This is a genomic window from Micromonospora sp. NBC_01740, assembly GCF_035920365.1.
Classification (GTDB): domain Bacteria; phylum Actinomycetota; class Actinomycetes; order Mycobacteriales; family Micromonosporaceae; genus Micromonospora; species Micromonospora reichwaldensis.
The window spans coordinates 142,499-167,095 of sequence record NZ_CP109150.1; the positions used below are offsets into that span (position 1 = coordinate 142,499).

Consider the following 24,597-nt stretch of genomic DNA (forward strand, 5'->3'; position numbering starts at 1 on the left):
CATGCCGCCTGCCGCCACCGTGACCGACCGGGCCGCCGTCGCGGTCGACCGCGCGACCGCCGCCCTGGCCCGGCTGCGCCGGGCCCGCCTGCTGCATCCCGCGGGCCGCTCGTTCGCGGGCGAGGTCGTCGTCTGGGGTACGTCGGGACCGCCGACCGGGGTGCCGCTGCTGGACGGCCCGGGCCGCTTCCGGGCGACCGTCCGGCTCTCCAAGGGCGTGCCCACGCCGGGCGACTGGCCGGACGTGCTGGGGCTGGCCGTGCGGCTGCACCGCGACGGTGAGCGGCCGTTCGACCTGCTGGTCAGCTCCAGCGGGGCCGCGCCGCTGCTGCGGAATTTGCCGCTGCCCCGGCGGCGCTTCGCGGGGACGTACAGCACGATCATGCCGTTTCGCGCGGGCCGGCGGCGGCTCTTCCTGGCCGCGCTGGCCGACCCGGAGTCGCCCGGCCTGGGCCGCAGCCTGGCCGAGGTGGCCGCCGCGGCCCGGGCGGACGCGCCGCGCCTGGTGCTCGCGGTCGCGTCCGCCGTCGGGCCGTGGCGTCCGTTCGGGCAGGTCAGCCTCGGTGCCCAGCTCGGCGCCCGGGAGGACGCGGCGCTGGCCTTCGACCCGATCGGCAACCTGCCGCCGGGGCTGCGGGCGGTCGGCCCGATCGCCTGGCTGCGGGAGCACAGCTACCGCGGCTCGCGACGGGCCCGGGGGGCCGTGGCTCAGTCGGGGGGCTCGATGGGGGTCACCGTCTGATCGGAGGTACGCCGCTCCAGCACGGTGTCGGGGGCGGCGTTGCGGTCCTCCTCCCGGAGGTCGGACTCGGCGAGGATGGCCTCCGCCTGCGCGTGGGGGTCGTCGCTGCCGGCCGCCGTCTCCTCGGGCAGCAGGTGTGCGCGGGACTCCACTCGTTCCTGGTCGCTCTGCTCGTGACTCATGACCGCCCACATACCCCGCCGCCGCCTCCGGCACGCCGCATGATCGCGCCCGGATGATCGCGACCGGCCCCGGCGGCGGGCCGCTCAGGAGCGGAACGGTCCGCGTACCTCGTAGGTGACGCCACCCGAGGAGGAGCCGGACGTGCCGCGCTGCGACGAGAAGTAGAACCGGCTGCCGTCGGGCGAGAACGCCGGCCCGCAGATCTCCGACGAGGACTGGCCGGTGATCCGCAGGAACGGGGCGACCACCCCCGCCGGGGTGATCACGTTGATCTCCATGTTGCCGCCGTCCTCGGCGACGTAGAGGTCGCCCGAGCGGGCCCCGGTGATGTTGTCCACCCCGGTCAGCGGCGCCGTCCCGGAGACCAGCGAGTCGTCGTACGCCAGGTCGATGCGCTGGTCGACCGCGTCGTAGGCCCAGACCCGGTTGTCGCCCTTGGTGGTGAACCAGCAGGTGCCGTCGGCGTACCAGCAGCCCTCGCCGCCGTTGAACCGCTTCGCCCCGGCGACCTGGTCGCGGGTGAGCGTGGGCGAGCCGTCCGGGTCGGGCACCCGCGCCCAGCTCACCGGGCCGCTGGTGCCCGTGCCGGCGACCAGCACCTCCAGGGTGCCGGCGGAGAGGTCGCCCCAGGTGGTCGGCCGGAACCGGTAGAAGCAGCCGTTGGTCTCGTCCTCGGTGAGGTAGACGACCCGGCGGTCCGGGTCGCAGGCGGCGGCCTCGTGGTTGAACCGGCCCATCGCGGCCCGCCGGACCCCGGCCCGGCCGCCCTGCGGGTACGTCTCGTAGACGTACCCGCGGTTGACCTCCTCGCCGGAGAGCCAGGTCCCCCACCCGGTCGCGCCGCCCGCGCAGTTGCGGTTGGTGTTCGACAGGATGCGGTACGCCGAGACGACGCTGCCGTCGGCGGCGAAGCGCACCGCGGATGCCCCACCGGTGCTCAGGATCTCGGAGTTCGAGACGTAGATCCAGCCGGTGCCGGCGACGAAGCAGGCGCCGCCGTCGGGCGCGTCGTGCCAGGTGTACGACGTGCCGGGCACCGCCTGGCGGGAGCGGGCGACGACCCGGCTGGTGAAGCCGGCGGGCAGTTGGATGCCGTTGGCGTCGGCCGCGCCGAGCGGCCCGTAGGGGCTGGCACCCGGCTGAGCAGGGGCGGCATGGGCGGCGCCGGCCCAGAGACTGCCGGAGAAGGCGGCGGCGCCGCCGACGACGGTGGCGCGCAGGACGGTACGACGGTCCATCGGGAACCTCCGGAAAACAGCGGTCGGTGTCGATGAAGCTACCGTCGCACGCATCGATGGAGGTGAACACGAAGCGAGTCTTTCCCGACGACCGGGTGGACCTTCCCGCACAACCGGGTACGCTGGGCCGCGTGACGCGTTCGTATCGATGGTTTAGGCAGCCGGCTCGCACGCCGGTGACTTCACCATGATCTGACGTCACCACATTCGAGCCGGCCGGGCAGGAGCTCTCGTTCCTGCCCTTTTGCGTACGAGCAGCCGGCTCGACCTGGGCACCGGCCCCGGGGCACGGTCGGCGGAAGGATTCCCACCGTGACCACCCCGGAGACCGTTCGGGTCAGCGATCAGCGGATCGACCGTGTCGTGCCGCTGACCACCCCGGCCCTGCTGCACCACGACCTGCCCCTCGACGACACGCTCGCCTCGGCCGTGCTGGCCGGGCGACGCGCGGTCGGCCGGGTGCTGGACGGCGCCGACGACCGCCTGCTGGTGGTGGTGGGCCCGTGCTCGGTGCACGACCCGGCCGCCGCCCTGGAGTACGCCCACCTGCTCCGCGACGCCGCCGCCCGGGTGGCCGACGACCTGCTGGTGGTGATGCGGGTCTACTTCGAGAAGCCGCGCTCGACGGTGGGCTGGAAGGGCCTGATCAACGACCCCGGGCTGGACGGTTCCGGCGACGTCAACACCGGCCTGCGTACCGCCCGGGCGCTCCTGCTCGACGTGCTGCGCCTGGGGCTCCCCGTCGGCTGCGAGTTCCTCGACCCGATCACCCCGCAGTACATCGCCGACACGGTGGCGTGGGGCGCGATCGGCGCGCGGACGGTGGAGAGCCAGGTGCACCGGCAGCTCGCCTCCGGCCTGTCGATGCCGATCGGCATGAAGAACCGCCCGGACGGCAGCATCGGCACCGCCGTGGACGCCATCCGCGCCGCCGGCGTACCGCACGTCTTCCCCGGCATCGACGTCTCCGGCACGCCGGCGATCCTGCACACCCGGGGCAACGCGGACGGGCACCTGGTGCTGCGCGGCGGCGGCGGGCGGCCGAACTACGACGCGGAGTCGGTGGCCGGCGCCCTGGAGCTGCTGCGGGCGGCGGGCCTGCCCGAGCGCGTGGTGATCGACGCGAGCCACGCCAACAGCGGCAAGGACCACCGCAACCAGCCGCGGGTGGCCGCCGACGTGGCCGCCCAGCTCGACGCCGGCCAGCGCGGCATCGTCGGGATCATGCTGGAGAGCTTCCTGCTCGCCGGCCGCCAGGACCTCGACCCGACCCGCGAGCTGACGTACGGCCAGTCGGTCACCGACGCCTGCATCGGCTGGGACACCACCGAGGAGGTCCTCAGCCACCTGGCCGCCGCCGTCCGCACCCGCCGCCGTACCCCGGCCCCCGCACCCGCCTGACCCCCACCCCGCACGCAGGGGGAGGTGGAGACGGACAGTGCCGCCCCCGGGCCCGGGAGGGCTCGGGGGCGGCACCGGTGTCGGTGTGCAGGTCGCCTCTCGGCGAGTGGCACGACGCGGCTCCAGCCGAACGGTATTCCGCGAAGGCAATTAGGTGAGGCCCGGGGACACTGGACACACCGACACCTGACTCAACCGGGGACCCGCCGCCGGTGTTCCGACCCGCGCCATGACCGCCGTCACAGCCCCGGCGACCACTGCACGCGCGGCCCGGCGACGTTTCACCGGTTCGGACGCGGGTAGCTGACCGTCGTGACCGACGACGCACCCGTGACGGACGCGCCCGTGGTCGAGGAGCCGGACATCCGGCGCCTCGACGACCTCCTCGAGGATCTCTACCACGGCCAGGAGCGGATCAGTCAGGCGGACATCTACCGCCGGGCCGTCGCCGCCGAGCTTCCCGCGCAGCTCCTCACCCGCATGGCCGCCCTGCCCGAGGGCGAGTACGCCGTGGACGAGGTGGCCGACCTGCTCGGCGGTTCGGTCACCTGACGCCAGGGGGCCGGGACCGGCACGGCCCCGGCGGGCCGTGACGACCCGTCGTGGGGCGAGACCGCCGCCCACCCGTCCCCCGGGGGCGGACGGCCTTCCGCACCGGAGGCCGACGAGCAGTGAGGAGAGCGAGATGTCCCACCACGAGGAAGAGCACGAGAAGCTGCCGGCACTCGGTCAGCCCCCCGAGGGCCGGGACACCCTGCCGGAGCCCGACTTCGCCAACGAGCACGACCGCACCGCGGTCGACCGGGACGTCATCACCGGGGCGGACGCCGACGAGCGCGAGCCGGAGGCCTCCCGCGGCTGGGCCGGCCAGGACCACGGCACGACCCCGACCTGAGGACAGCCACGACGAAGGGGGCCGGCCCGAGCGCCGGCCCCCTCCGTCGTACGTCGTCAGTCCTCGTCGGGGTCGCCGCCCTCGGCGGCCTGCTGGGCCACCGCGTACGCCATCTGGAGGAAGTCCGAGGCGGCCACGGCGGTCAGCGCGGTCGCCACCAGACGGGTGAGCCGGGGGGCGAGCACCAGGCCGCCGGTGAACCCGGTGGCGACCCAGACGGCGAGGCAGAACGGGCAGCTCAGCAGCTCCCCGATCGCGTGCCGGGTGGAGCTGCCCTGGTCACGGACCTGCTCCATCACCTCGCCGCTGCCGATCGGCTTGTCGTACCGGGTGAACGGCGCCCGCAGGGGGCTCGTCACCGCGTCCTTCGTCAGCAGCCGGCTCAGCTTGTGGGTGGCGATGCTCAGCAGCACCACGTCGGCCGGGGCGGGACGCTCGGGCACCGGACGGCCGGTCGCCCTGACCAGACCGGCGATGCCGGCGGTCACCCCGGCGTAGGTTCCCATCGCCGCCAGGTACCCGCCCAGCGGTCGGTGTTCGTGCGGCGCGTACGCCTGGCGCAGCCGCGCCACCTTCTCCTTCAGGGCGGTCACCCGGTCTCCTCGATCCTCTCGGGTGCGGTCCGGCTCAGCCGGCCTGCAGGTTGTCGGCCACCTCGCGGGCGAGACTGTCCAGCGCCTCGTCGGCCAGCCGCTCGGCGTCCGGCCCGCCGGTGAGGTCGAGCCGCATCCGGGCGCCACCGGCCTGGGCGGGCTCCACCAGGATCTCCGCCGACCAGTCCTCGGCGGCGCTCCAGCGGGCCCGCAGTTCCTCGGCGCTGACCTCGTCCGCCGGGCTGCCGTCGGCCCGCAGCGGCTCGGGCAGCCATGCCGACGCCCGCGCGGGGTCGGTGGCGGTGTTGAACACGACCTCCGGCGGCGCGGACATCCCGCGCTCGGCGGACGCCATCAGGCGTCCCGCAGCCGGCTCGGGTCGACCTCGCGGCCGGGGTGCCGGGCCAGGTATTCGGTCTCCAACTCGGCGGTGCGCCGCAGATGGTTGGCGAGCGCGGAGTCCGCCGCGTGGCGCAGGGTGTCCAGGCGGGTCCGGTGCAGACTGTGCATCTCCCGGATCAGGTCCTCGTCGGCCAGCTCGGCGGGGTCGACGCCGAGCAGCTCGCCGTCGGGCGGATCCGCCTCGCCGGAGGCTCTGTCGTGGACATGGTCGCCGTCCCACTCGGGCATCCGCTGCTCCGGGCTGCCGAAGTCGTCCTGCCGTACCGATCCCGTCATGATCGACCCCCTGCTCTGGTTTGGGCTCGCGTCTAGACGGATGCCCACACCGGCAGGCACCAAACCCCACCCGCACCTACGACGCCGCGTCGGAGACCCCGGCGGCCCCCGGTACTCTCGATGCCATGAAACGGCTCTGGACCCCGGCGTGGATCGCGCGCCACGTGGCCATGGTCGTGCTCGTCACCGGTTTCCTGGCGCTGGGCTGGTGGCAGGTCAGTCGGGCCGCCGCCGGCAACGCGATCAGCTGGGGCTACGCGGTCGAGTGGCCGATCTTCGCGGGCTTCGTGGTCTTCGTCTGGTGGCGTGAGGTCCGGCACACCCTGCGCGGGCCGGCGGCGCCGGCCGACGCGCAGGGAGAAACGTCGACCGCCGCCGGGACGCGACCGGCCGACGCCCCGCAGGCCGCCGCGACGCGCCCGGTCGTACGCCGACCCGTGCGGGTCGCCCGCGGGTCCGCGGCTGCCGGCGGCGGCGAGGACGGCGACCTCGTCGCCTACAACCACTACCTGCAATGGCTGAACGACAACCCGGGTGCCAAGCCCGGTGACTACCCCGGCTGAGGCCGGACGCGAAAGGACGGACGACGGTGGGCGCAGCCCTGACCCGGTACCGAGTCATCGCCTGGATCGTCGGCGTGGCGCTGATCCTGCTGGTCGTGATCGGCATGCCGATGAAGTACGGCTTCGACGACCCGATCCTGGTGGAGACCGTGGGCCAGGCGCACGGCTTCCTCTACATGCTCTATCTGGTGGCCGCCTTCGACCTGTCCCGCCGGGCCGGCTGGCCGCTGAAGCGGATGGTCCTGGTGATGCTGGCCGGCACGGTGCCGTTCGTCTCCTTCTACGCGGAGCGCCGGGTCAGCTCCTGGGTGACGGCGGAACAGTCCGAGCGCACCCCGGAGCCGGTCGCCGGCTGACGCCGGTCACCGGGCGGGCCGCCACGGGTCGACCGAGGCGAGCGGGTCCTCCCAGCCGCCGTACCGGTTCATCTCCCGGGCCCGGCGCAGGGCCCGGGTGACCTGGCCGAACTGCCGCTCGTCGTCGCTGCTGAACAGCAGCACCCGGTCGCCCCGGCGCCGGCCCCACAGCTCGTACGCGGGCGGCCGCCACCGGTCCCCCACCAGCGCGACCAGCACCGGCAGCAGGAACACCAGGCCCAGGACGAGGTACGCCCCCGCGGTGAGCCGTTGCAGCCCGCCGGTGAAGCCGAGCAGCAGGCCGACGCCGCCGATCATGGCGCCGGTGACCAGGACGGCCCGTACCGCGACGCGGTCGTGCGGGCCGCGGCCGGTCTGCAGGTGGGTCAGCTCGGTGACCTGCCAGCTGTTGCGGCCGACGGTGAAGCGGTCGACCGTCACGATGATCCCGGGTCGGGCGTAGAGGAGGGTGTTCTTCTGCGCGGTCGTCCGCGATGACCGCGTCTGTCGGGTGGCGCCTTGAGGGTTCACGGTTCTACCTCCCGCGGCTGGTGCCGGGTCGGCTCCCGTCGACGGTCTCGCATCGCCGGTCGACGGGATTCCCGGCTGCGCGCTTCATTGTGTGGCGCACGTGCCAGCCCGGACGGCGATTTCGGCTCGCGTCCGAGGGCTGCGGTCGGGTGGCCCGCCGGTTCCGACCGCCATGTCGGTCTTGTCGGTCATAACGGCTCACGTTCCGACGGCATACGCCGACAACGACGAACGGCACGGATCGCCCGATCGCCGACAATAGCCGTCGCCCGCCGCGGCGAGCCGGAGGAGTCGATCACGCGCCGTACCCGTCGTGATCCACAATTTCCGTCACTCGGCCAACATTCGACCCTGCTTCAACTGCGCATCACTCCTGCCCCGGGATAGGTTGTCCCGGTCGGCCCGGTCGAACGCCGTCCACCCGGACGGCACCGGCCCGGTGCCGCCGGGGGCGTCAGCAGCCCGTGGCGGCCGATGGGAGAGGAGCCTTCCGCTCTTGTCGTCCCTCAGGAACACGCTGCGCGCCCTGGCGGTCGCCGTGGTGTCGGCCACGCTGCTCGCCCCGGCGATACCCGCCCGGGCCGAACCGTCCCCCGCCGAGCTGACCCGGCGGATCGAGAATTCCTCCTCCCAGCTGGAGCACGTCGTCGAGGCGTACAACAAGCTCCGGGAGGAGATCAAGACCAACCAGGCCGCCGTCGCGCGGGTGCAGAGCCGCATCGGTCCGCTGGAGCAGGAGACCGAACGGAGCCGGGCGGACGTCGGCGAGATGGCGGTGACCGCGTACAAGACCGGCAACAACCTGAGCACCGCGGAGGCGCTGCTGCGTCCCGGCGGCGCCGACACCCTGCTCGACCGGCTGAGCATGCTCGACCAGCTCACGCGGCAGCGGCAGGCGAAGATCTCGAACTTCACGGGCAACCAGCGCCGGCTGCTCGACGAGAAGACCCGGCTGGAGGTCACGCTGGGCCGGCAGGCGGCGCAGGCCCGCGAGATGACCGCCACGAAGAAGCGGATCGAGGGCGACCTGGCCGAGCTCTACGAGCTGCGCCGGCAGGCGTACGGCCGGGCCACCGAGAAGCCGGCCGCCCGGTCCGACAGCGCGAAGGAGGCGCCGACGGTCTCCGGCAAGGCCGGCGTCGCGGTGCGGTACGCGTACGGCGCGCTCGGCAAGCCCTACGTCTGGGGGGCCGACGGGCCGAACGGCTACGACTGCTCGGGCCTGACCTCGGCGGCCTGGCGGGCGGCCGGCAAGTCACTGCCGCACAACACCCGGATGCAGTGGGGCGCGGTGGCCCACATCAGCCGCAGCGAACTGCGCCCCGGCGACCTCGTCTTCTACAGCGGGCTCGGACACGTGGGCCTCTACGTCGGCGGTGGTCAGGTGATCGACGCGCCGAGCGCCGGGCGCAACGTGCTCAAACGGGGCATGAACCTGATGCCCATCCAGGGCTACGGTCGGGTCCGCTGACCCACCGGCAATGCGAACGGCCGGCGTCCCCCTATCGGACGCCGGCCGTTCGCATTGTTCCTACCCTGCTCAGGCCGCCTGTAGGCCCTCGGCCCGGGCCAGCTCGCGGAGCCGACCGAGCGCCTGGATCTCCAGCTGCCGGATCCGCTCCCGGGAGAGCGAGAACCGCGAGGCCACCTCGGTGAGGGAGTGCTCCCGGCCGTCCTCGAGCCCGTAGCGGGCCCGCATGATGCCGGCCGAACGGTCGTCGAGGTGGTTGAGCAGACCCTCGATCCGCTGCCGCTCCAGCCCCGTCAGGACGATCTCCTCCGGCGACGGCGCGTCGCTGTCGGCGACCAGGTCACCGAGGTTGGTGTCGCCGTCGTCGCCCACCGGGGTGTCCAGCGAGACGGTGTCCTGCGACCAGCGGACCAACTCGTTGACCCGCTCCACGGTGACCCCGAGGGACGCCGCGATCTGCTCCGGCTCCGGGTCGCTGCCCAGCTCACGGGTGAGCTGCCGGGCCACGTTGCGCATCCGGTTGACGTCCTCGACCAGGTGCACCGGCAGTCGCACGGTGCGCTCCTGCTGGGCGATCGCCCGGCTGATCGCCTGGCGGATCCACCAGGTCGCGTAGGTGGAGAACTTGTAGCCGCGCACGTAGTCGAACTTCTCGACCGCCCGCACCAGGCCGGTGTTGCCCTCCTGGATCAGATCCAGCATGGGCATGCCCGAACGCACGTAGCGGCGGGCGATCGACACGACCAGTCGCAGGTTGGCCCGGATGAACAGGTCCTTGGCCCGCTCACCCTCGGCGACCAGCCGCTCCAGGTCGTCCCGGTCGGCGCCGGCGGGGACGCGGTCCGCACCGAGCAGGTGCTCGGCGTAGAGGCCGGCCTCGATGGCCTTGGAGAGGTCGACCTCCTTGGCGGCGTCCAGCAGTGGCGTCCGGGAGATCTCGTGAAGGTAGACGCCGACCAGGTCGCGCTCCTCGGCAACCTCGTCGGTTCGCATGCCGATGTTCTTGTCCACGTTGCCCACGGTCCCCTCGCTCGCGCCGGTTGCCCGGTTCCTTGCCATCCCCACGTCCATCAGCCCTCCCCCGTAACCCGCTGTGCCCACCGGTGCTGACACCTACACAACAGTTGAGACGCGCCGGGGATTCCATGTCGTGAGTCGAAAGTGTCACGAATGCCTGATAATCCGCTGAGAGCGCGGTCCATGTTTGCTGTCAGCACCCCGGGTGGCGGCTCTCCGATGGGCACCACGCCAGGGGCGGCGGATCGACGTGTCGCCGTGTCCCGGTCCATGGCAGCACCGCCCCGCCCGCAGACGCAGCGACCCGGGTCACCGTCGGGCTGCGATCCTGGTCACTGCGGAGTCACGCACGGGTGGACCGGTCGGTTCATCCACGCCCGTGGTAATACCCCACCCCCCGGTGAACAATCCGCACCGCGGACCCGTGCCCGTACGTGACGGGGATCGCAGGGCAGCTGCGGCGAGGGCAGGGTGTGGGGTCGGCTCAGGAGGCGAGCAGGGCCAGGGCGCCGCGGACCTGGTCGGCGGAGCGGGCCAGGGCGGCCCGCGCGGCGGACACCTCCACCCCGGAGACGAGCGAGACCAGCGCCACCTTCATGTCGCCGTCGGCCTCGTTCAGGGCCCGCCGGCAGATCTCCTCCGAGCAGCCTGTCGCCTCGATCAGGATCGAGATCATCCGGCCCCGGAGCTTGGCGTTGGTGGCGACCATGTCGATCATGAGATTCGAGTAGACCCGGCCCAGCCGGACCATCACGGCCGTGGAGAACGTGTTCAGCACCAGCTTCTGCGCGGTGCCCGCCTTCATCCGGGTCGACCCGGTGACGACCTCCGGTCCGGTGTCCACCCCGATGAAGACGTCCACCGACCGGGCGGCCTGCGCCTCCGGGTTGGCACAGAGCAGCACGGTCGAGGCCCCCTTGGCACTCGACGCGGCGAGCGCCCCCAGGACGTACGGCGTGCGTCCGCTGGCGGCGAGCCCGACCACCAGGTCCCCGGCCCGCACGCAGTCGGCGGCCTCCGCCGCACCGCCCCGGTCGTCGTCCTCGGCGTCCTCGACCGCCCGCCACATGGCCTCCGGCCCGCCCGCGATGTGGGCGCAGAACCAGTGCCGGGGCGAGTTGAAGGTGGGCGCCAGCTCGGCGGCGTCGAGCACGCCGAGCCGGCCGGAGGTGCCGGCGCCGAAGTAGTGCACCCGGTGCCCGCCGCGCAGGGCGGTCACCGCCAGGTCCACCGTCGCCGCGATCTCGTCGAGGACGGCCGCGACGGCGCCGGGCACCCGCCGGTCCGCCTCGTTGATGACCGTGAGCACGTCCCGGGTCGACATGAGGTCGAGGTCCGCGCTGAGCGGGTTGCGCCGCTCCGTCGGCGCGCCGACCCGGATCACCGGCCGGGCCGTCACCGGGGTCGTCACCTCGTGGGGTTCCACCGCGCCCGCCGTCATGCCCGCCTCCGTCCCGGGCCGACCCGGTGCGACCGGACCGCCTCGGCTGTCGCTTCGAGGGCCTTCCTGGCCCGGGACCGGTTGCGCGCGGCCACCCCGACGAAGAGGCAGTCGACGACGGTGAGCTGGGCCAGCCGGCTCGCCATCGCGCCCGAGCGGTAGGTGGTCTCGCGGGCGGCCGTGGTGAGCACGAAGTCGGCCACCTCGGTGATCGGCGACCGGGGGAAGTTGGTGAGCGCCACCGTGGCCGCCCCCCGGGCCCGCGCCTGTTCCAGCACCTCGATCACGTCGGAGGTGGTGCCGGTGTGCGAGATGCCGACCGCGACGTCGCCCCGCCCGAGCAGCGCGGCCGACGTCAGCGCGGTGTGCACGTCCGGGAAGTAGAAGGCGGTGCGGCCGATGCGGTGCAGCTTCTGCTGGAAGTCCGAGGCGACGAAGCCGCTGGCGCCCGCCCCGTAGACGTCGATCCTGCCGGCGCCCGCGATGGCGTCGACGACCTGCTCGCAGATCGCCGGGTCGAGCTGCTCGGCCGTCTCCTCGACGGCCCGCGCGTCGTTGAAGGCGATGGTCGCGATGATCTGGGCGAGGTCGGCCCCGGGCGGAATGTCGCCGCCGACGACCCGCGCGTCGGGCGGCTCGATCCGGCGGGCGGCCTCGGCGGCGAGCCGGATCCGCAGCTGCGGGTAGCCGTCCATGCCGACCGATCGGCAGAACCGGATGACGGTCGCCTCGGATGTCTCGGCGGCGGTGGCGAGGTCGGTGATGGTCCGACGCGAGGCGGCGGCCGGGTCGGCGACCACCAGCCGGGCGACCCGCTGCTCGGCCGGCGACAACGACGGGAGCAGGCCGCTGATGTGGACGATAAGCCCACCCGGCTCGTGACTCGCAGAAATCTTCGGACTCTTCGCCACGGATGAAACTTACTTTCACGAGGCGTGAGCGTCAACCATGACTGCGCGTATTGAGGAAAGTACCGCCCGCCCGGACATGCCGTTTCGTCCAGCGTGCCATCCGTACCGCCCAGCGTGCCATTCCACGGAGGACGTCGCCTCCCCCGCCGGACCTGCGTGGAGAGGCCGCCCGGTCGCCGCCGGCCCGCACTCGGCCCCGTACGGACGATGCCATCACGCCGCCTCCCGCGGCGCCCCGTCACGAGGCCGGATCCCGGGCAGCCGGCCGGAGGTCCGTCGGCTCAGGCGCTCAGCCGGCCGATCGCGACCGGTTCCGCGCCCGGCGGCGCGGGCACGACGGCGGACCGCACGTCCCGCCCGTCGGGCGCCCGGCCGTCGCGATCGTCGGTCGGCCGGCCGTCGCGACCGTCGGCGGACGACGCCAGCCAGCCCGCCAGGTGGGCCTGGATCAGCCGGGAGACCTCCTCCGGCGGGCGCCCGGCGTCCACCACGACGAAGGTCGGATACTCCGGCAGGGTCCGGTACGCGGTGTCGGCGGCGGTCAGGTAGCGCATGCTCTCGTGGTCGGTGCCGCGCTGCTCGATCCGCCGGTACGCCTCGGCGGGATCGACGGTCAGCAGGAAGGTCAGCTGCGGTCGCGGGAACATCCGGTAGCCGGCGCGGGCCAGCCGCTCCCAGCGCTGGCCCCCGTGCGCCCGGATGCTCGCGTACTGGCAGGCGGAGTAGCGGTCCATCACCGCGACCCGGCCGGTGGCCAGGCAGCTGAGCAGGGCGAGGGCGATCGCCAGCCAGCGGAGCACGGACTCCACCGCCAGCATGCCGCTGCGCCCGACGAGGCGCTGTGCGTCCGGACGGCCGAGGCGGTGCGCGAGGCGGCCCAGCCAGCGCCGCCCGCCGGCGTTGCGGTGGTAGGTGGCGGGGCGGCCCGCCGCGGTGAGCGCGTCGGCGAGCCGGTGCGCCTGGGTGGTCTTGCCCGAGCCGTCGATGCCGATCAGGGCGACGGCGCGCAATCGGGCCCTGCCGCGCCGCGCCCCCGGTGATCTGGACACTCTGCACAGGCTATCCGACCCACGCTCGCGTACCCGGAGATTTGTGCCGTGTCCTCCCGGTTGACCCCGACCGTGCCACCTGCCAGGTGTGGCCCGCCGGGATGCCGGGTACCGGAGTTGGATCAGCCGCCCACCACCATCGACGGGAGACGCCAATGGCAGAGCGCGGGGACGAGAGCCTGGTGCACACGTTGAAGAAGGTCGCCGCCGTGCTCAAGCAGGAAGAGATTCCCTTCGCGCTCGGGGGCAGCTTCGCGGTGTACGCCCACGGCGGTCACTCCAGCGACCACGACGTCGACTTCCTCATCCGGGAGGTCGACGTGGAACGGTCCCTCGAGGCGCTGGTCGCGGCGGGCTTCACCGCCGAGCGGCCGCCCGAGGACTGGCTGGTCAAGGTGTTCGACGACGGTCGCATGGTGGACCTGATCCACCGGCCGATCGAGACGCCGGTCACGGAGGAGACGTTCGCCGACACGGTCGTGCGGCCGGTCGACGCGATCCACATGCCGGTGCTCTCGGCCAGCCAGCTCATGGTGCACAAGCTGCTGAGCTTCTCGCAGCACTACTGCGACTTCGCCCGGGGCCTGCCGCTGGCCCGATCCCTGCGGGAGCAGATCGACTGGGAACGGGTACGCAAGGAGACGCAGCACTCCCCGTACGCGGAGGCGTTCCTGGTGCTGCTGGACCGGCTGGAAGTGGTGCCGCACTCCGGCACCGGCGAGGGAGAGGGGACACCGTGACCGAGCACCGCGACGTCGCCACCGGACCGCCCGACGAGTACGTCGAGGCGGAGATCCACCGGCTGCTCGCCGAGGACCCGGACGTGGCCGAGCAGGGGATCACCGTGGTCCGCCGCGAGCGCGGCCTCGTGCTCTACGGCGAGGTCGAGAGCCCGCACCGGCGCGAGGAGATCCTGCGCCGGGTGGCCGAACGCTTCCCCGACGTGCCGGTCACCAGCGACATCGGGGTGATCCGCGCGCAGGCGCCCACGGAGATCGAGCAACTGCCCTGAGGAGGTTCCATGGTGATCCGGATCGCCGCCGTGGGCGACGTGCATCTGGACGAGGACGTGGTCGGCCGGTTCCGGCCGGCACTGGACGAGCTGCCCGAGCACGCCGACGTGCTGTTGCTCGCCGGCGACCTGACCCGGCACGGGACGGAGTCGGAGGCCCGGTGCGTGGCCACCGAGTTCGGCGGGCTGGGCGTGCCGGTGGTGACCGTGCTGGGCAATCACGACCACCAGTGCGACCAGGTGCCGCAGGTGGTCAAGGTGCTCGAGGACGCCGGGATCACCGTGCTGGAGGGCGACGGCGTCGTGCTGGACTGCGCCGGCGGCCGACTGGGTGTGGCCGGGGTGAAGGGGTTCGGCGGGGGGTTCGCCGGCCGCTGCGCCAGCGACTTCGGCGAGCCGGAGATGAAGGCGTTCGTCCGGACCACCACCCAGAGCGCGGACGCCCTGTCCGCCGCCCTGCGGGGACTGGAGTGCGACGTGCTGGTGGCGCTGACCCACTACGCGCCGGTGCCCGACACGCTCGCCGGTGAGCCGCTGGAGATCTACCCGTTCCTGGGCTCGTACCAGCTCGGGCAGGCGATCGACTCGGCGCCGACCGCGCTGGCCCTGCACGGGCACGCGCACGCCGGCTCCGAGCGGGGCACCACGCCCGGCGGGGTACGCGTCCGCAACGTCGCCCACCCCGTGATCAAGCAGGCGTACAGCGTCTTCCACCTGGGCGACCACCTCGATCACGCACAGGTTTCCGGCGTCGGCGGGTCGGGTATTCAGCAAACATGGAGCTGATTCTCTGGATTCTCGCAGTCGTACTCGTGGTCGCCGGCATCCTCGCGCTGTTCCGGCGGCAGATCCTGTGGGGCATCGTCCTCATCGTGGTCGGCCTGCTCGTCGGGCCGGGTGGTGCGAGCATCTTCAATTGACGAGGCGGCTACAGGCCGCCGTTCAGGACCCACCGGGGTCGTCGTGACCGGAACTCCGTCCTCCCGACAGGAGCATCCGGACACGACGACCCCGGTGTCGTGCCGGCCGGAGGGTGACCGCGGGTTTACCGTCCACCTTCAGCGGACATATCCCGACCATGGAGATGTCCAGGAGCGCGGAACGGACCGGCGGGGCCCGGCAGTGGTGGGCGCTGCTCGGCTTCGGGGCGGCGGTGTTCGTCGCCGCGGCGATCGGCGGGCTCGGCGTGCAGGGCACCTCGGCCGAGTACGCGAGCCTCGAACAGCCCGCCTGGGCTCCCCCGTCCTGGCTCTTCGGACCGGTCTGGAGCCTTCTCTACGCGATGATCGCGGTGGCCGGCTGGCTGGTCTGGCGGCGGGTCGGCTTCGGCCCGGCCCTCTGGGCGTGGATCGCCCAGCTGGTGCTCAACGCCGTCTGGACGCCGCTCTTCTTCGGCGCCGGCCGCTACGGGCTGGCGTTCGCCGAGATCCTGCTGATGTGGGTGGCGATCGGCGTGACGGTCGCGCTCTTCCGCAAGGTGTCCCGCCCGGCGACCCTGCTGATGCTGCCCTACTGGGCGTGGGTCACCTTCGCGGCCGCCCTCAACTTCGCGATCTGGCGCCTGAACAGCTGAGCGCGATCTGGCGCCTGAACAGCTGAGCGCCATCTGGCGCCTGAACCGGCTGAGCCGGGCGACGGAGCACACGACGACGGAACGGGGCCCCGGCGCGCAGCCGGGGCCCCGTCACCCGTTCAGCAGCGGGGTACGCCGGGGATGTAGCCGTCGGAGCCGGTGTAGACGTAGGAGTCGGAGATGAAGCGGCCGGAGCCGATCCGGTCCCAGATCGTGCTGGTGCCGTAGGTGCCGGTGACGCTGGTGCCGCTGGTCTGGCACTGGATGGTCACCCGGGCGCCGTCGGCGACCGTGCCGACGGCGGCGTAGCCGGTGCCGGGGCCGGACCGCACGGTCAGCGCGATCCCGCTGGTGGTGTTGACCGTGCCGGAGCCGGCGCTGCTGCCGCAGCCGTTGTCGCTGGAGTAGTTCTTCGTGCCCCAGTAGAGGGCGAGCGCGCCGTTGAACCGCACCTGGATGTCGGCGCCGTTGAGCCGCTGCTCGTAGTGCAGGTGCGGGCCGGTGGAGCCGCCGGTGCTGCCGACCCAGCCGATGACCTTGCCGTAGCCGACCGCCTGGCCCACGGAGACGTTGAAGCCGTTCAGGTGGGCGTAGTAGGTGTGGTAACCACCCGCGTGGCTGATCCGGACGTACTTTCCGTAACTGGTGCCGCCGAGATCCGTGACCCGGTCGACGGTGCCGGGCGCGCTCGCCACCACCGCGTCACCGAGGTCGTCGGTGCGGTTGAAGTCGAGCGAGTACGCCGGGCTGTGGTTGGTCCGGGTCTGACCGGACCAGGACTGCCCGCACGGGAACGGGACCTTGAACGTGGGGGCCGCCATCGCCGGGGCCGCCGGGACGACCAGCGCGCCCACAGCCAGCAGACCGGCCGCCAGCAGGCCCAACCAGCGCTTGCCCATCCAACACCTCCTATGTCGAAATCCTTCGATCACTGACCTCCAGAGTGTCAGAAAATGACATCGATGGAAAGGGGTCGAATTCCCGTGTGGGAGCGTGCCCAACAGGGGGTTTACGGGTTTCCGGATTGTTACTCGCTCGTGTCCGGATAGGGGTGGACCAGGCCAGATGCAAGCGCTTACATGTGGTGACGCCCATCGGACCGGCGCGGGTTCGATCCCTGACGCGCCGGCAAGGAAGGAGAACGGCATGGCGTTTGCCAGATCACGCCAGGCTCTCGCGATCGCCGGCGTGCTGGGGCTGGCGCTGAGCGCCACCGCCTGCGGCACCGGCGACGACAAGAAGAGCGACACCGCGGGCTCCGCGGAGTGCGCCGCATACGAGAAGTACGGCGACATCGACGGCAAGAAGGTCAAGATCTACTCGTCGATCCGGGAGATCGAGGCCGACCGCCTCGCGGAGTCCTGGAAGCAGTTCGAGGACTGCACCGGCATCAAGATCGACCACGAGGGCAGCGGCGAGTTCGAGGCGCAGCTCAACGTCCTGGTCGACGGCGGCAACGCCCCCGACCTCGCGTTCATCCCGCAGCCGGGTCTGCTCAAGCGGTTCGTCGACTCGGGCAAGCTCAAGCCGGTCGGCGCCGAGACGAAGAAGATGGCCGAGGAGAACTACCCGGCCGACTGGCTGAAGTACAGCACCGTCAACGGCCAGTTCTACGGCGCCCCGCTCGGCTCCAACGTGAAGTCCTTCGTGTGGTACTCGCCGAAGACCTTCAAGGAGAAGGGCTGGACGGTCCCGACCAGCTGGGACGAGCTGATCAAGCTCAGCGACCAGATCGCCGCCACCGGCACCAAGCCGTGGTGCGCCGGCATCGAGTCGGGTGAGGCCACCGGCTGGCCGGCCACCGACTGGATCGAGGACCTGATGCTGCGGACGCAGACCCCCGAGGTCTACGACCAGTGGGTCACCCACGGCATCCCGTTCAACGACCCGAAGGTCGCCGAGGCCCTCGACAAGGCCGGCACCATCCTCAAGAACGAGAAGTACGTCAACGGCGGCTTCGGCGGCGTGAAGAGCATCGCCACCACCTCCTTCCAGGAGGCCGGCGTGCCGATCACCACGGGCAAGTGCGCGCTGCACCGCCAGGCGTCCTTCTACGCCAACAACTGGCCGGAGGGCACCAAGGTGGCCGAGGACGGCGACGTCTTCGCCTTCTACTTCCCGGCGATCGACGCCAGCAAGGGCAAGCCCGTGCTGGGCGGCGGCGAGTTCGTCGCGGCCTTCAACGACCGCCCCGAGGTCCAGGCCGTGCAGACCTACCTCGCGTCCGGCGAGTACACCAACAGCCGCGCCAAGATCGGCGACTGGGTGTCGGCCAACAACAAGCTCGACCTGGCCAACGTCCCCAACCCCGTCGACAAGCTCTCCGTGCAGATCCTCCAGGACAAGTCCAGCGTCTTCCGCTTCGACGGCTCGGACCTGATGCCGGCGGCCGTCGGCTCCGGGACGTTCTGGAAGGCCATGGTGCAGTGGATCAACGGTAAGGACACCGCGACCGTGCTCCGGGACGTGGAGAGCGGCTGGAAGTGATCTGACCGGTGGGCCGGTCCGCGGGGACGCGGGCCGGCCCACCGGCCGGTCAAGGACCTGGGAGGGTCGATGGAGTTCGACTTCGCTGCGGAACAGCCGAAGTTCCTCATGCTGATGTACGGGCTGGTCGCCTTCGTCGCGGTGGTGGGCGGTCTGCTCCTGCTCCTCGACGTGGTGCCGGCCTGGTTCGCCCGCCGCCGGGAGGCGCAGCTCGTCGCTGCCTCCGCGAGCGGCGCCCCGATCCCCCGCCGGCGCAAGCCGCGCGAGGGTGTCTTCGCGCTTTTCTTCCTGCTGCCCACGCTGCTGCTGCTCGCCATCGGGCTGGTGGTCCCGGCCGTCCGCACCGTGCTGCTGTCGTTCATGGACCAGGGCAGCAACGACTGGGTAGGGCTGCGCAACTACGGCTGGATGTTCTCCGAGGACTCCATCGTCCGGGTGTTGCTCAACACTCTGATCTGGGTGCTCCTCGTCCCGCTGGTGGCCACCACGTTCGGCCTGGTCTACGCCGTGCTGGTGGACAAGGCCCGGTTCGAGGCGGTCGCCAAGTCGCTGATCTTCCTGCCGATGGCGATCTCCTTCGTCGGCGCCAGCATCATCTGGAAGTTCGTCTACGCCTACCGGGGCGACGGGCAGGAGCAGATCGGTCTGCTCAACCAGATCGTGGTCAGCCTCGGTGGCGAGCCGAAGCAGTGGCTGCTCGACTCACCGCTGAACACGCTGCTGCTGATCGTGATCATGGTCTGGATCCAGGCCGGTTTCGCGATGGTGGTGCTCTCCGCCGCGATCAAGGCGATCCCCGCCGACATCGTGGAGGCCGCCCGGCTCGACGGGGTCACCCCGTGGCAGATGTTCTGGCAGATCACCATGCCGAGCATCCGGCCGGCGCTGATCGTGGTCGTGGTGACGCTGTCGATCGCCACCCTCAAGGTCTTCGACATCGTCCGGACGTCCACCAACGGCAACTACGACACCAGCGTGATCGCCAACGAGATGTACAACCAGGCGTTCCGCTACGGCGAGAACGGGCAGGGCTCGGCGCTGGCGGTGTTCCTGTTCGTCCTGGTGATCCCGATCGTGATCTACCAGATCCGCAACATCCGTCAGCAGCGGGAGGGCTGAGATGACCACCGCGACGCCCACCGTCGCCGCCGGCACCCAGAAGACCGGCGGCCGGGGCACCAGCACCGCCGGGCGGGTCCGCAGGCGGCTGAACAGCCGTACCGCGACCGTCGTCTCGATCGTCATCGCGGTGTTCTGGACCATCCCCACCTTCGGCCTGTTCGTCTCCTCGATCCGGCCGGAGGACGAGATCAAGAGCAGCGGGTGGTGGAACTTCTTCACCAGCCCGTCGTTCACCCTCGAGAACTACCAGGAGGTGCTGTTCGGGCGCTCCTCGTCGTCCGGGCAGCTCGCCAGCTACTTCATCAACTCGCTGGCGATCACCATCCCGTCGGTGCTCTTCCCGATCGCCTTCGCGGCCCTGGCCGCGTACGCGCTCGCCTGGATCAACTTCCGGGGCCGGGACTGGCTCTACGTCGCGATCTTCGCGTTGCAGATCGTGCCGTTGCAGATGGCCCTGGTGCCGCTGCTGAAGTTCTTCTCCACCGGCGTCACCGTCGGCGGGGTCACCATCCTGCCGGCCTGGGACCTGGTCGACGAACAGAAGTTCGCGCAGGTGTGGTTCGCGCACACCTGCTTCGCGCTGCCGTTCGCCGTCTTCCTGCTGCACAACTTCATGTCGCAGCTGCCCGGAGAGCTGATGGAGTCGGCCCGGGTCGACGGGGCCACCCACCCGAAGATCTTCCGCAGCATCGTGCTGCCGCTGATCACCCCGGCGCTGGCCGCGATCGGCATCTTCCAGTTCCTCTGGGTCTGGAACGACCTGCTGGTCGCGCTGATCTTCGCCGGTGGCGGCGACGAGACCGCCCCGCTCACCGTCCGGCTGGCCGAGATGGCCGGCACCCGGGGCAACGAGTGGCAGCGGCTCACCGCCGGCGCGTTCGTCTCGATCGTCGTACCGCTGATCGTCTTCCTGTCCCTCCAGCGCTACTTCGTGCGCGGCCTGCTCGCCGGCAGCGTCAAGGGCTGAGGCGTCTCCGCCGCCGCCGGTGACCCGGCGGCGGCGGAGCTGCACGGAGCGGGGGTAGCGTGACGAGGATCGATGATGTCGCACGCCTGGCCGGGGTCTCCACCGCCACCGTGTCCCGGGCGCTGCGAGGGCTGCCGACGGTCTCGGCCGCGACCCGGCGCCGGGTGCTCGCGGCGGCCGAGCAACTGGAGTACGCCGTCTCGCCGAGCGCCTCGCGGCTGGCCGGCGGACGCACCGGCACGGTCGCCGTCGTGGTCCCCCGCATCACCCGGTGGTTCTTCGGCACCGTCGTCGAGGCGGTCGAGGACATCCTCCAGCAGTCGGGCTACGACCTGCTGCTCTACAACCTCGGCGGGCGGGAGCAGATCCGTCAGCGGGTGCTGCGCACCGCCAACCTGCACAAGCGCGTCGACGCGATCATGCTGGTCGCCACGCCGCTGCGGCCCGCCGACCTGACCGCCCTGACGAAGCTGAAGCTGCCCGGGGTGACCATCAGCTCCGGCACGGTGGTGCCCGGCTGGCCCTGCGTACGCATCGACGACGTGGGCGTCGCGCGGACCGCCACCCGGCACCTGCTCGACCTGGGGCACCGGCGGATCGCCCACATCTCCGGCGACCCGGACGACGAACTGGCCTACACCACCCACCTCGACCGGCGGCGCGGCTACCGGGAGGCGCTGCGCGACGCCGGGCTGGTCCCCGACCCCGAGCTCGACGTGGAGTCGCAGTTCACCATCAGCGGCGGCACGCGGGCCACCGAGGAGTTGCTCCGGCGCGGCGACCCGCCGACGGCCATCTTCGCGGCCTGCGACGAGATGGCGATGGGGGCGATGACCGCGCTGCGCGACGCCGGCCTGCGGGTGCCGCAGGACGTCAGCGTGATCGGCGTCGACGACCACGACCTGGCCAGCGTCCTCGGGCTGAGCACGATCGCCCAGCCGGCGGCGGAACAGGGCCGGCTCGCCACGCGGATCCTGCTCGACCCGCTGCACGGCCGGGCCCTGCCGCCGGGGAGCACCCCCTACCTCGACACGCCGGGATCACCGGTGATCCTGCCCACTCGGCTGATCGTGCGTGAATCGACCGCACCACCCCGGGCACACTAACGGGAACCGGCGACGCCCGGCAGCATCCGACCGTCCGGCTCGACACACGGGAGAAGGCCCTGAACAGCAACCCGACGCACCAGGACACGCCTGCCGGCCCGGCCACCGGTTGGTGGACCAGGGCCACCATCTACCAGGTCTACCCGCGCTCCTTCGCCGACTCCGACGGCGACGGGATCGGTGACCTGCCCGGCATCACCGCCCGCCTGGACCACCTCGTGGAACTGGGCGTGGACGCGCTCTGGCTGTCGCCGTTCTACCCGTCGCCGCAGGCCGACGCCGGGTACGACGTGGCCGACTACCGGGACGTGGACCCGCTCTTCGGCACCCTCGCCGACGCCGACCGGCTGATCGCCGGGGCGCACTCGCGCGGGCTGCGGGTCATCGTCGACCTGGTGCCCAACCACACGTCGTCGGCGCACGAGTGGTTCGCCGCGGCGCTCGCCGCCGCCCCCGGCAGCCCGGAGCGCGACCGCTACGTCTTCCGTGACGGCCGGGGGCCGGACGGCGCGCAGCCCCCGAACGACTGGCAGAGCGTCTTCGGCGGGCCGGCCTGGACCCGCGTCACCGGGGCCGACGGCCACCCCGGCCAGTGGTACCTGCACCTGTTCGACCCGGGTCAGCCCGACCTCAACTGGGACAACCCCGAGGTCCGGGAGGAGTTCCTGGAGGTGCTCCGGTTCTGGCTGGACCGCGGCGTCGACGGCTTCCGCGTCGACGTGGCGCACGGCCTGATCAAGCAGGCCGACCTGGCCGACTGGCAGGAGCCGCAGGAGATCCTCTCCGGTCAGGAGATCGACAAGCCGCGCCCGCCGATGTGGGACCAGGAGGGCGTGCACGAGATCTACCGGGACTGGCGGCGCGTGCTGGACGGCTACCCCGACGAGCGGGTCCTGGTCGCCGAGGCGTGGGTCGAGCCGGCCGAGCGGCTGGCCCGGTACGTCCGCCCGGACGAGATGCACCAGGCGTTCAACTTCGAGTACCTGCTGGCCGCGTGGACCGCCCCGGCCCAGTACGCGGTGATCACCCGCTCGCTGGAGGCCACCGACGCCGTCGGCGCCCCGACCACCTGGGTGCTCTCCAACCACGACGTGGTCCGGCACGCCTCCCGGCTGGGGCTGCCGATCGGCGAAAAACGGCCCAACGGCATCGGCATCGGCGACCCGCAGCCGGACGCCGCGCTCGGCCTGCGCCGGGCCCGGGCGGCCACCCTGCTGATGCTCGCCCTGCCCGGCTCGGCCTACCTCTACCAGGGCGAGGAACTGGGCCTGCCGGAGCACACCACGATGCCCGACGAGGCCCGGCAGGACCCGACCTGGGCGCGCAGCGGTCACACCGAGCGGGGTCGCGACGGCTGCCGGGTGCCGATCCCGTGGGAGGCCGACGCCCCCTCGTACGGCTTCGGGCCGACCGACGCGAGCTGGCTGCCGCAGCCGTCGCTCTGGGCGGAGTTCGCCCTGGACCGGCAACGGGACACGCCCGGCTCGACGTACGAGCTGTACCGGACGGCGCTGCGGCTGCGCCGCGAGCACCGGCTCGGCGAGGGCCCGCTGGAGTGGCTCGCCTCCGGCGACGAGGTGCTCTCGTTCCGCAACGGGGGGCTGACCGTGCTGACCAACTTCGGCGACGCCGCTGTGCCGCTGCCCGCCGGGTCCGAGCTGGTGCACGCCAGCGCCCCGCTGGACGCCGACGGCGCCGTGCCCACCGACGTGACGGTCTGGGTCCGCCCGGCCTGACGGGTGAGCAAGGGCACCTTCCCCAACGCTGTGCGTGGGGAAGGTGCCCTTCGCTCACAGCCGTTCAGCGCGGTCGTGCAGCAGGTCCCGGACGTCGTCGATGTCGCCCGGCGAGGTCCGCGAGGCCAGCCAGTACATGACGCCCGTCGGGATGAAGAAGAGCTGGAAGGCCGCCAGCCCGACGGCGTAGTTCAGCGGCGGCGGAAAGGCCGCCCGCAGGCCGTGGAAGGCCACCCCCACCAGCCCGTTTCCGGCCGCCCGGCCGACACCGTTGACCAGGTTGCCGAGGCTGTAGACGGTGCCCCGGTGCTCGGGCGGGTTGACGTCGGCGATCAGGGCGAACCAGTTCGGCGAGTTCGCCGAGGTGAGCGCCAGCGCCACGACGGCGGTGAGCAGGCTCAGCCCGACCGTCGGCTCGGTGAACACGCTGGTCAGCACCGCCCGCACCACCGCGCTGGCGCCGGCGCCGTCCGGCACGTCGATGCGTACCGGCACGAAGAAGAGGACCAGGTAGAACGGCAGCGCCGCGAGGATGCCGACCGCCGCGACCAGGGCCCGGCCCCGGGGCGTACGCCGTTGCAGCGCGTCGCCGACCAGCCCGCCCACGATGGAGAGCACCCCGCCGAGCTGGAACAGGGTGGCGAAGACGCTGCCCACGACCACGGCGGTGGCGGCGGAGTAGCCCTGGTCCTCGGCCCGCTGGGCGAAGAGCACCGGCAGCCAGACCAGCGACCCGAAGGCAGCCTGGGCGGTGAGGCCCTGGAGGATCAGCCAGCGGTTCGTCCGCCGGCCGAGGATCTTCGGCAGGTCCGCCCGGCTGATCCGGTAGTCGTACTCGGCGCCGGTGGCGAGCGCGTCGGCCAACTCCGGCTCGCTCTGCCCGCGCCGGATGTCGTAGGTGAACAGGTAGGCGACGGTCGCCGCGACGCCGACCACGGTCAGCAGCAGGAACGGGCGTCGCCAGTCGGCGGCCCCGAGGAGCCCGCCGACCAGCGTGCCGGCCAGCGTGCCGACGCCCTGCGACAGCCCCCAGAAGCTCATCACCAGCCCCCGGCGGCGGGGCGAGATCAGGTCGGTGACGACCGAGAAGCCGACCGACCCGACCGCACCCAGGCCGACCGCCGCCAGGATCTGCGCCGCCAGGAAGGCGGGATAGTTCGCCGCGACCGCGCTGCCGCCCGTGCCCAGCGCCCAGATGAGGGTGCCGACCATCAGCAGCGGCTTGCGGTTCGCGCGGTCGCCCACGTACGCCCAGCCCACCGCGGCGACCGCGCTGGCCAGGAAGCTCACGGCGGTGACCAGGCCGAGCAGCCGCTGCGGCACGTCGAAGGCGGCGGAGATGGGCCCGTACAGCGGGGGCACCAGACCGATCGCCACGTTGTCCAGCGAGGCGAGCAGCACGAAGACCACGACGCTGTAGAACCGGTGCGTGGGCGTCCCGCCCCGGGCCCGCGCCGGCCCGCCCCTGGTCAAGGTCATGTGCGGCAGCCAACCAGCATCAGGTCACGAGCGGGTGACGACGCGC

29 protein-coding genes are annotated in these 24,597 nt (G+C 72.2%); 17 read left to right on the forward strand and 12 right to left on the reverse strand.

The features are described 5' to 3' along the window. Window position 1 precedes the first annotated feature (1 nt). Window positions 2-742, forward strand: a complete 741-nt coding sequence (locus OG989_RS00590) for a phosphodiesterase (protein WP_327029394.1) — start codon at window positions 2-4, stop codon at window positions 740-742. Here OG989_RS00590 and OG989_RS00595 read toward each other — a convergent pair. Next, window positions 709-924: a hypothetical protein gene (locus OG989_RS00595; RefSeq protein ID WP_327029395.1), complete on the reverse strand. Its 216-nt coding sequence runs from the start codon at window positions 922-924 to the stop codon at window positions 709-711. The two genes, OG989_RS00590 and OG989_RS00595, sit on opposite strands and share 34 nt — an antisense overlap. Before the next feature lie 84 nt (window positions 925-1,008). Then, window positions 1,009-2,163, reverse strand: a complete 1,155-nt coding sequence (locus OG989_RS00600; RefSeq protein ID WP_151456419.1) for an alkaline phosphatase PhoX — start codon at window positions 2,161-2,163, stop codon at window positions 1,009-1,011. A 303-nt stretch (window positions 2,164-2,466) separates the two neighbouring features. Between OG989_RS00600 and OG989_RS00605 the strand changes: the two genes are divergently transcribed. The 3 genes from OG989_RS00605 to OG989_RS00615 all read left to right on the forward strand — a co-directional run bounded on the left by OG989_RS00605 (window position 2,467) and on the right by OG989_RS00615 (window position 4,459). Further along, the gene (locus OG989_RS00605; RefSeq protein WP_327031086.1) at window positions 2,467-3,564 is read left to right on the forward strand and encodes a 3-deoxy-7-phosphoheptulonate synthase; all 1,098 of its coding nucleotides are present in this window, start codon (window positions 2,467-2,469) and stop codon (window positions 3,562-3,564) included. Window positions 3,565-3,867: 303 nt separating this feature from the next. Beyond that, window positions 3,868-4,116 carry a hypothetical protein gene (locus OG989_RS00610; protein WP_192581295.1) on the forward strand — a complete coding sequence of 83 codons (249 nt, stop codon included), beginning with the start codon at window positions 3,868-3,870 and terminating at the stop codon, window positions 4,114-4,116. Between the two features lie 133 nt (window positions 4,117-4,249). Beyond that, entirely contained in the window at window positions 4,250-4,459 is a 210-nt protein-coding gene (locus tag OG989_RS00615; RefSeq protein WP_132239399.1) for a hypothetical protein, read from the forward strand. Between the two features lie 56 nt (window positions 4,460-4,515). Here OG989_RS00615 and OG989_RS00620 read toward each other — a convergent pair whose 3' ends face one another. From OG989_RS00620 to OG989_RS00630, 3 genes are read right to left on the reverse strand one after another with little or no spacing between them, the layout of a single operon-like run. Next, the gene (locus OG989_RS00620; RefSeq protein WP_327029396.1) at window positions 4,516-5,052 is read right to left on the reverse strand and encodes a DUF1360 domain-containing protein; all 537 of its coding nucleotides are present in this window, start codon (window positions 5,050-5,052) and stop codon (window positions 4,516-4,518) included. Between the two features lie 34 nt (window positions 5,053-5,086). Further along, window positions 5,087-5,407 (reverse strand): hypothetical protein, encoded by a 321-nt coding sequence (locus tag OG989_RS00625; RefSeq protein WP_132239403.1) that lies wholly within the window; start codon window positions 5,405-5,407, stop codon window positions 5,087-5,089. Beyond that, entirely contained in the window at window positions 5,407-5,733 is a 327-nt protein-coding gene (locus OG989_RS00630) for a DUF6158 family protein (protein ID WP_132239489.1), read from the reverse strand. Before OG989_RS00630 ends, OG989_RS00625 begins: the two co-directional genes overlap by 1 nt. A 122-nt stretch (window positions 5,734-5,855) precedes the next feature. Between OG989_RS00630 and OG989_RS00635 the strand changes: the two genes are divergently transcribed. Then, the gene (locus OG989_RS00635) at window positions 5,856-6,293 is read left to right on the forward strand and encodes a hypothetical protein (RefSeq protein WP_327029397.1); all 438 of its coding nucleotides are present in this window, start codon (window positions 5,856-5,858) and stop codon (window positions 6,291-6,293) included. 26 nt (window positions 6,294-6,319) lie between these two features. After that, window positions 6,320-6,649, forward strand: a complete 330-nt coding sequence (locus OG989_RS00640) for a DUF3817 domain-containing protein (protein ID WP_091628654.1) — start codon at window positions 6,320-6,322, stop codon at window positions 6,647-6,649. A gap of 6 nt (window positions 6,650-6,655) precedes the next feature. Here the strand turns inward: OG989_RS00640 and OG989_RS00645 are convergent, their stop codons facing one another. Next, a complete protein-coding gene (locus OG989_RS00645; protein ID WP_151453283.1) occupies window positions 6,656-7,180 on the reverse strand; it encodes a DUF6232 family protein in 525 nt (174 codons plus the stop codon). A gap of 496 nt (window positions 7,181-7,676) precedes the next feature. On the opposite strand from OG989_RS00645, the gene OG989_RS00650 reads away from it, so the two are divergent. Further along, entirely contained in the window at window positions 7,677-8,651 is a 975-nt protein-coding gene (locus tag OG989_RS00650; protein WP_151453284.1) for a C40 family peptidase, read from the forward strand. Between the two features lie 69 nt (window positions 8,652-8,720). Here the strand turns inward: OG989_RS00650 and OG989_RS00655 are convergent, their stop codons facing one another. The 4 genes from OG989_RS00655 to OG989_RS00670 all read right to left on the reverse strand — a co-directional run bounded on the left by OG989_RS00655 (window position 8,721) and on the right by OG989_RS00670 (window position 13,069). Further along, window positions 8,721-9,710 carry a sigma-70 family RNA polymerase sigma factor gene (locus tag OG989_RS00655; RefSeq protein WP_192581293.1) on the reverse strand — a complete coding sequence of 330 codons (990 nt, stop codon included), beginning with the start codon at window positions 9,708-9,710 and terminating at the stop codon, window positions 8,721-8,723. Between the two features lie 442 nt (window positions 9,711-10,152). Next, window positions 10,153-11,109 carry an N-acetylmuramic acid 6-phosphate etherase gene (locus OG989_RS00660; protein WP_327029398.1) on the reverse strand — a complete coding sequence of 319 codons (957 nt, stop codon included), beginning with the start codon at window positions 11,107-11,109 and terminating at the stop codon, window positions 10,153-10,155. Then, complete coding sequence (locus OG989_RS00665) at window positions 11,106-12,020, reverse strand: MurR/RpiR family transcriptional regulator (RefSeq protein WP_151453287.1); 915 nt, start codon at window positions 12,018-12,020, stop codon at window positions 11,106-11,108. The genes OG989_RS00660 and OG989_RS00665 overlap by 4 nt, the downstream gene beginning before the upstream one ends. 281 nt (window positions 12,021-12,301) lie before the next feature. After that, a complete protein-coding gene (locus tag OG989_RS00670; protein ID WP_151453288.1) occupies window positions 12,302-13,069 on the reverse strand; it encodes a dTMP kinase in 768 nt (255 codons plus the stop codon). Between the two features lie 101 nt (window positions 13,070-13,170). Here OG989_RS00670 and OG989_RS00675 point away from each other — a divergent pair, with 101 nt between their 5' ends. The 5 genes from OG989_RS00675 to OG989_RS00695 all read left to right on the forward strand — a co-directional run bounded on the left by OG989_RS00675 (window position 13,171) and on the right by OG989_RS00695 (window position 15,654). After that, window positions 13,171-13,809: a nucleotidyltransferase family protein gene (locus OG989_RS00675; RefSeq protein ID WP_132239419.1), complete on the forward strand. Its 639-nt coding sequence runs from the start codon at window positions 13,171-13,173 to the stop codon at window positions 13,807-13,809. After that, window positions 13,806-14,081 carry a hypothetical protein gene (locus OG989_RS00680; protein WP_132239421.1) on the forward strand — a complete coding sequence of 92 codons (276 nt, stop codon included), beginning with the start codon at window positions 13,806-13,808 and terminating at the stop codon, window positions 14,079-14,081. Before OG989_RS00675 ends, OG989_RS00680 begins: the two co-directional genes overlap by 4 nt. A gap of 9 nt (window positions 14,082-14,090) precedes the next feature. Further along, entirely contained in the window at window positions 14,091-14,867 is a 777-nt protein-coding gene (locus OG989_RS00685; protein WP_151453289.1) for a metallophosphoesterase family protein, read from the forward strand. Next, a complete protein-coding gene (locus OG989_RS00690) occupies window positions 14,858-15,001 on the forward strand; it encodes a GPGG-motif small membrane protein (RefSeq protein ID WP_327029399.1) in 144 nt (47 codons plus the stop codon). The genes OG989_RS00685 and OG989_RS00690 overlap by 10 nt, the downstream gene beginning before the upstream one ends. A 158-nt stretch (window positions 15,002-15,159) precedes the next feature. Then, the gene (locus OG989_RS00695) at window positions 15,160-15,654 is read left to right on the forward strand and encodes a TspO/MBR family protein (RefSeq protein ID WP_327029400.1); all 495 of its coding nucleotides are present in this window, start codon (window positions 15,160-15,162) and stop codon (window positions 15,652-15,654) included. Between the two features lie 119 nt (window positions 15,655-15,773). On the opposite strand, the gene OG989_RS00700 is transcribed toward OG989_RS00695, so the two are convergent. Then, entirely contained in the window at window positions 15,774-16,553 is a 780-nt protein-coding gene (locus OG989_RS00700) for a peptidoglycan DD-metalloendopeptidase family protein (RefSeq protein WP_151453291.1), read from the reverse strand. 247 nt (window positions 16,554-16,800) lie between these two features. Between OG989_RS00700 and OG989_RS00705 the strand changes: the two genes are divergently transcribed. The 5 genes from OG989_RS00705 to OG989_RS00725 all read left to right on the forward strand — a co-directional run bounded on the left by OG989_RS00705 (window position 16,801) and on the right by OG989_RS00725 (window position 23,072). Next, complete coding sequence (locus tag OG989_RS00705) at window positions 16,801-18,141, forward strand: ABC transporter substrate-binding protein (RefSeq protein WP_151453292.1); 1,341 nt, start codon at window positions 16,801-16,803, stop codon at window positions 18,139-18,141. A 69-nt stretch (window positions 18,142-18,210) separates the two neighbouring features. After that, a complete protein-coding gene (locus OG989_RS00710) occupies window positions 18,211-19,260 on the forward strand; it encodes a carbohydrate ABC transporter permease (protein ID WP_151453293.1) in 1,050 nt (349 codons plus the stop codon). 1 nt (window position 19,261) lies between these two features. Further along, window positions 19,262-20,230, forward strand: a complete 969-nt coding sequence (locus tag OG989_RS00715) for a carbohydrate ABC transporter permease (protein WP_327029401.1) — start codon at window positions 19,262-19,264, stop codon at window positions 20,228-20,230. Window positions 20,231-20,289: 59 nt separating this feature from the next. Next, window positions 20,290-21,336: a LacI family DNA-binding transcriptional regulator gene (locus OG989_RS00720; RefSeq protein ID WP_327029402.1), complete on the forward strand. Its 1,047-nt coding sequence runs from the start codon at window positions 20,290-20,292 to the stop codon at window positions 21,334-21,336. Window positions 21,337-21,395: 59 nt separating this feature from the next. Then, window positions 21,396-23,072 carry a glycoside hydrolase family 13 protein gene (locus OG989_RS00725; protein ID WP_327031087.1) on the forward strand — a complete coding sequence of 559 codons (1,677 nt, stop codon included), beginning with the start codon at window positions 21,396-21,398 and terminating at the stop codon, window positions 23,070-23,072. 54 nt (window positions 23,073-23,126) lie between these two features. Here the strand turns inward: OG989_RS00725 and OG989_RS00730 are convergent, their stop codons facing one another. After that, window positions 23,127-24,551 (reverse strand): MFS transporter, encoded by a 1,425-nt coding sequence (locus tag OG989_RS00730; protein ID WP_327029403.1) that lies wholly within the window; start codon window positions 24,549-24,551, stop codon window positions 23,127-23,129. Between the last annotated feature and the right edge of the window lie 46 nt (window positions 24,552-24,597).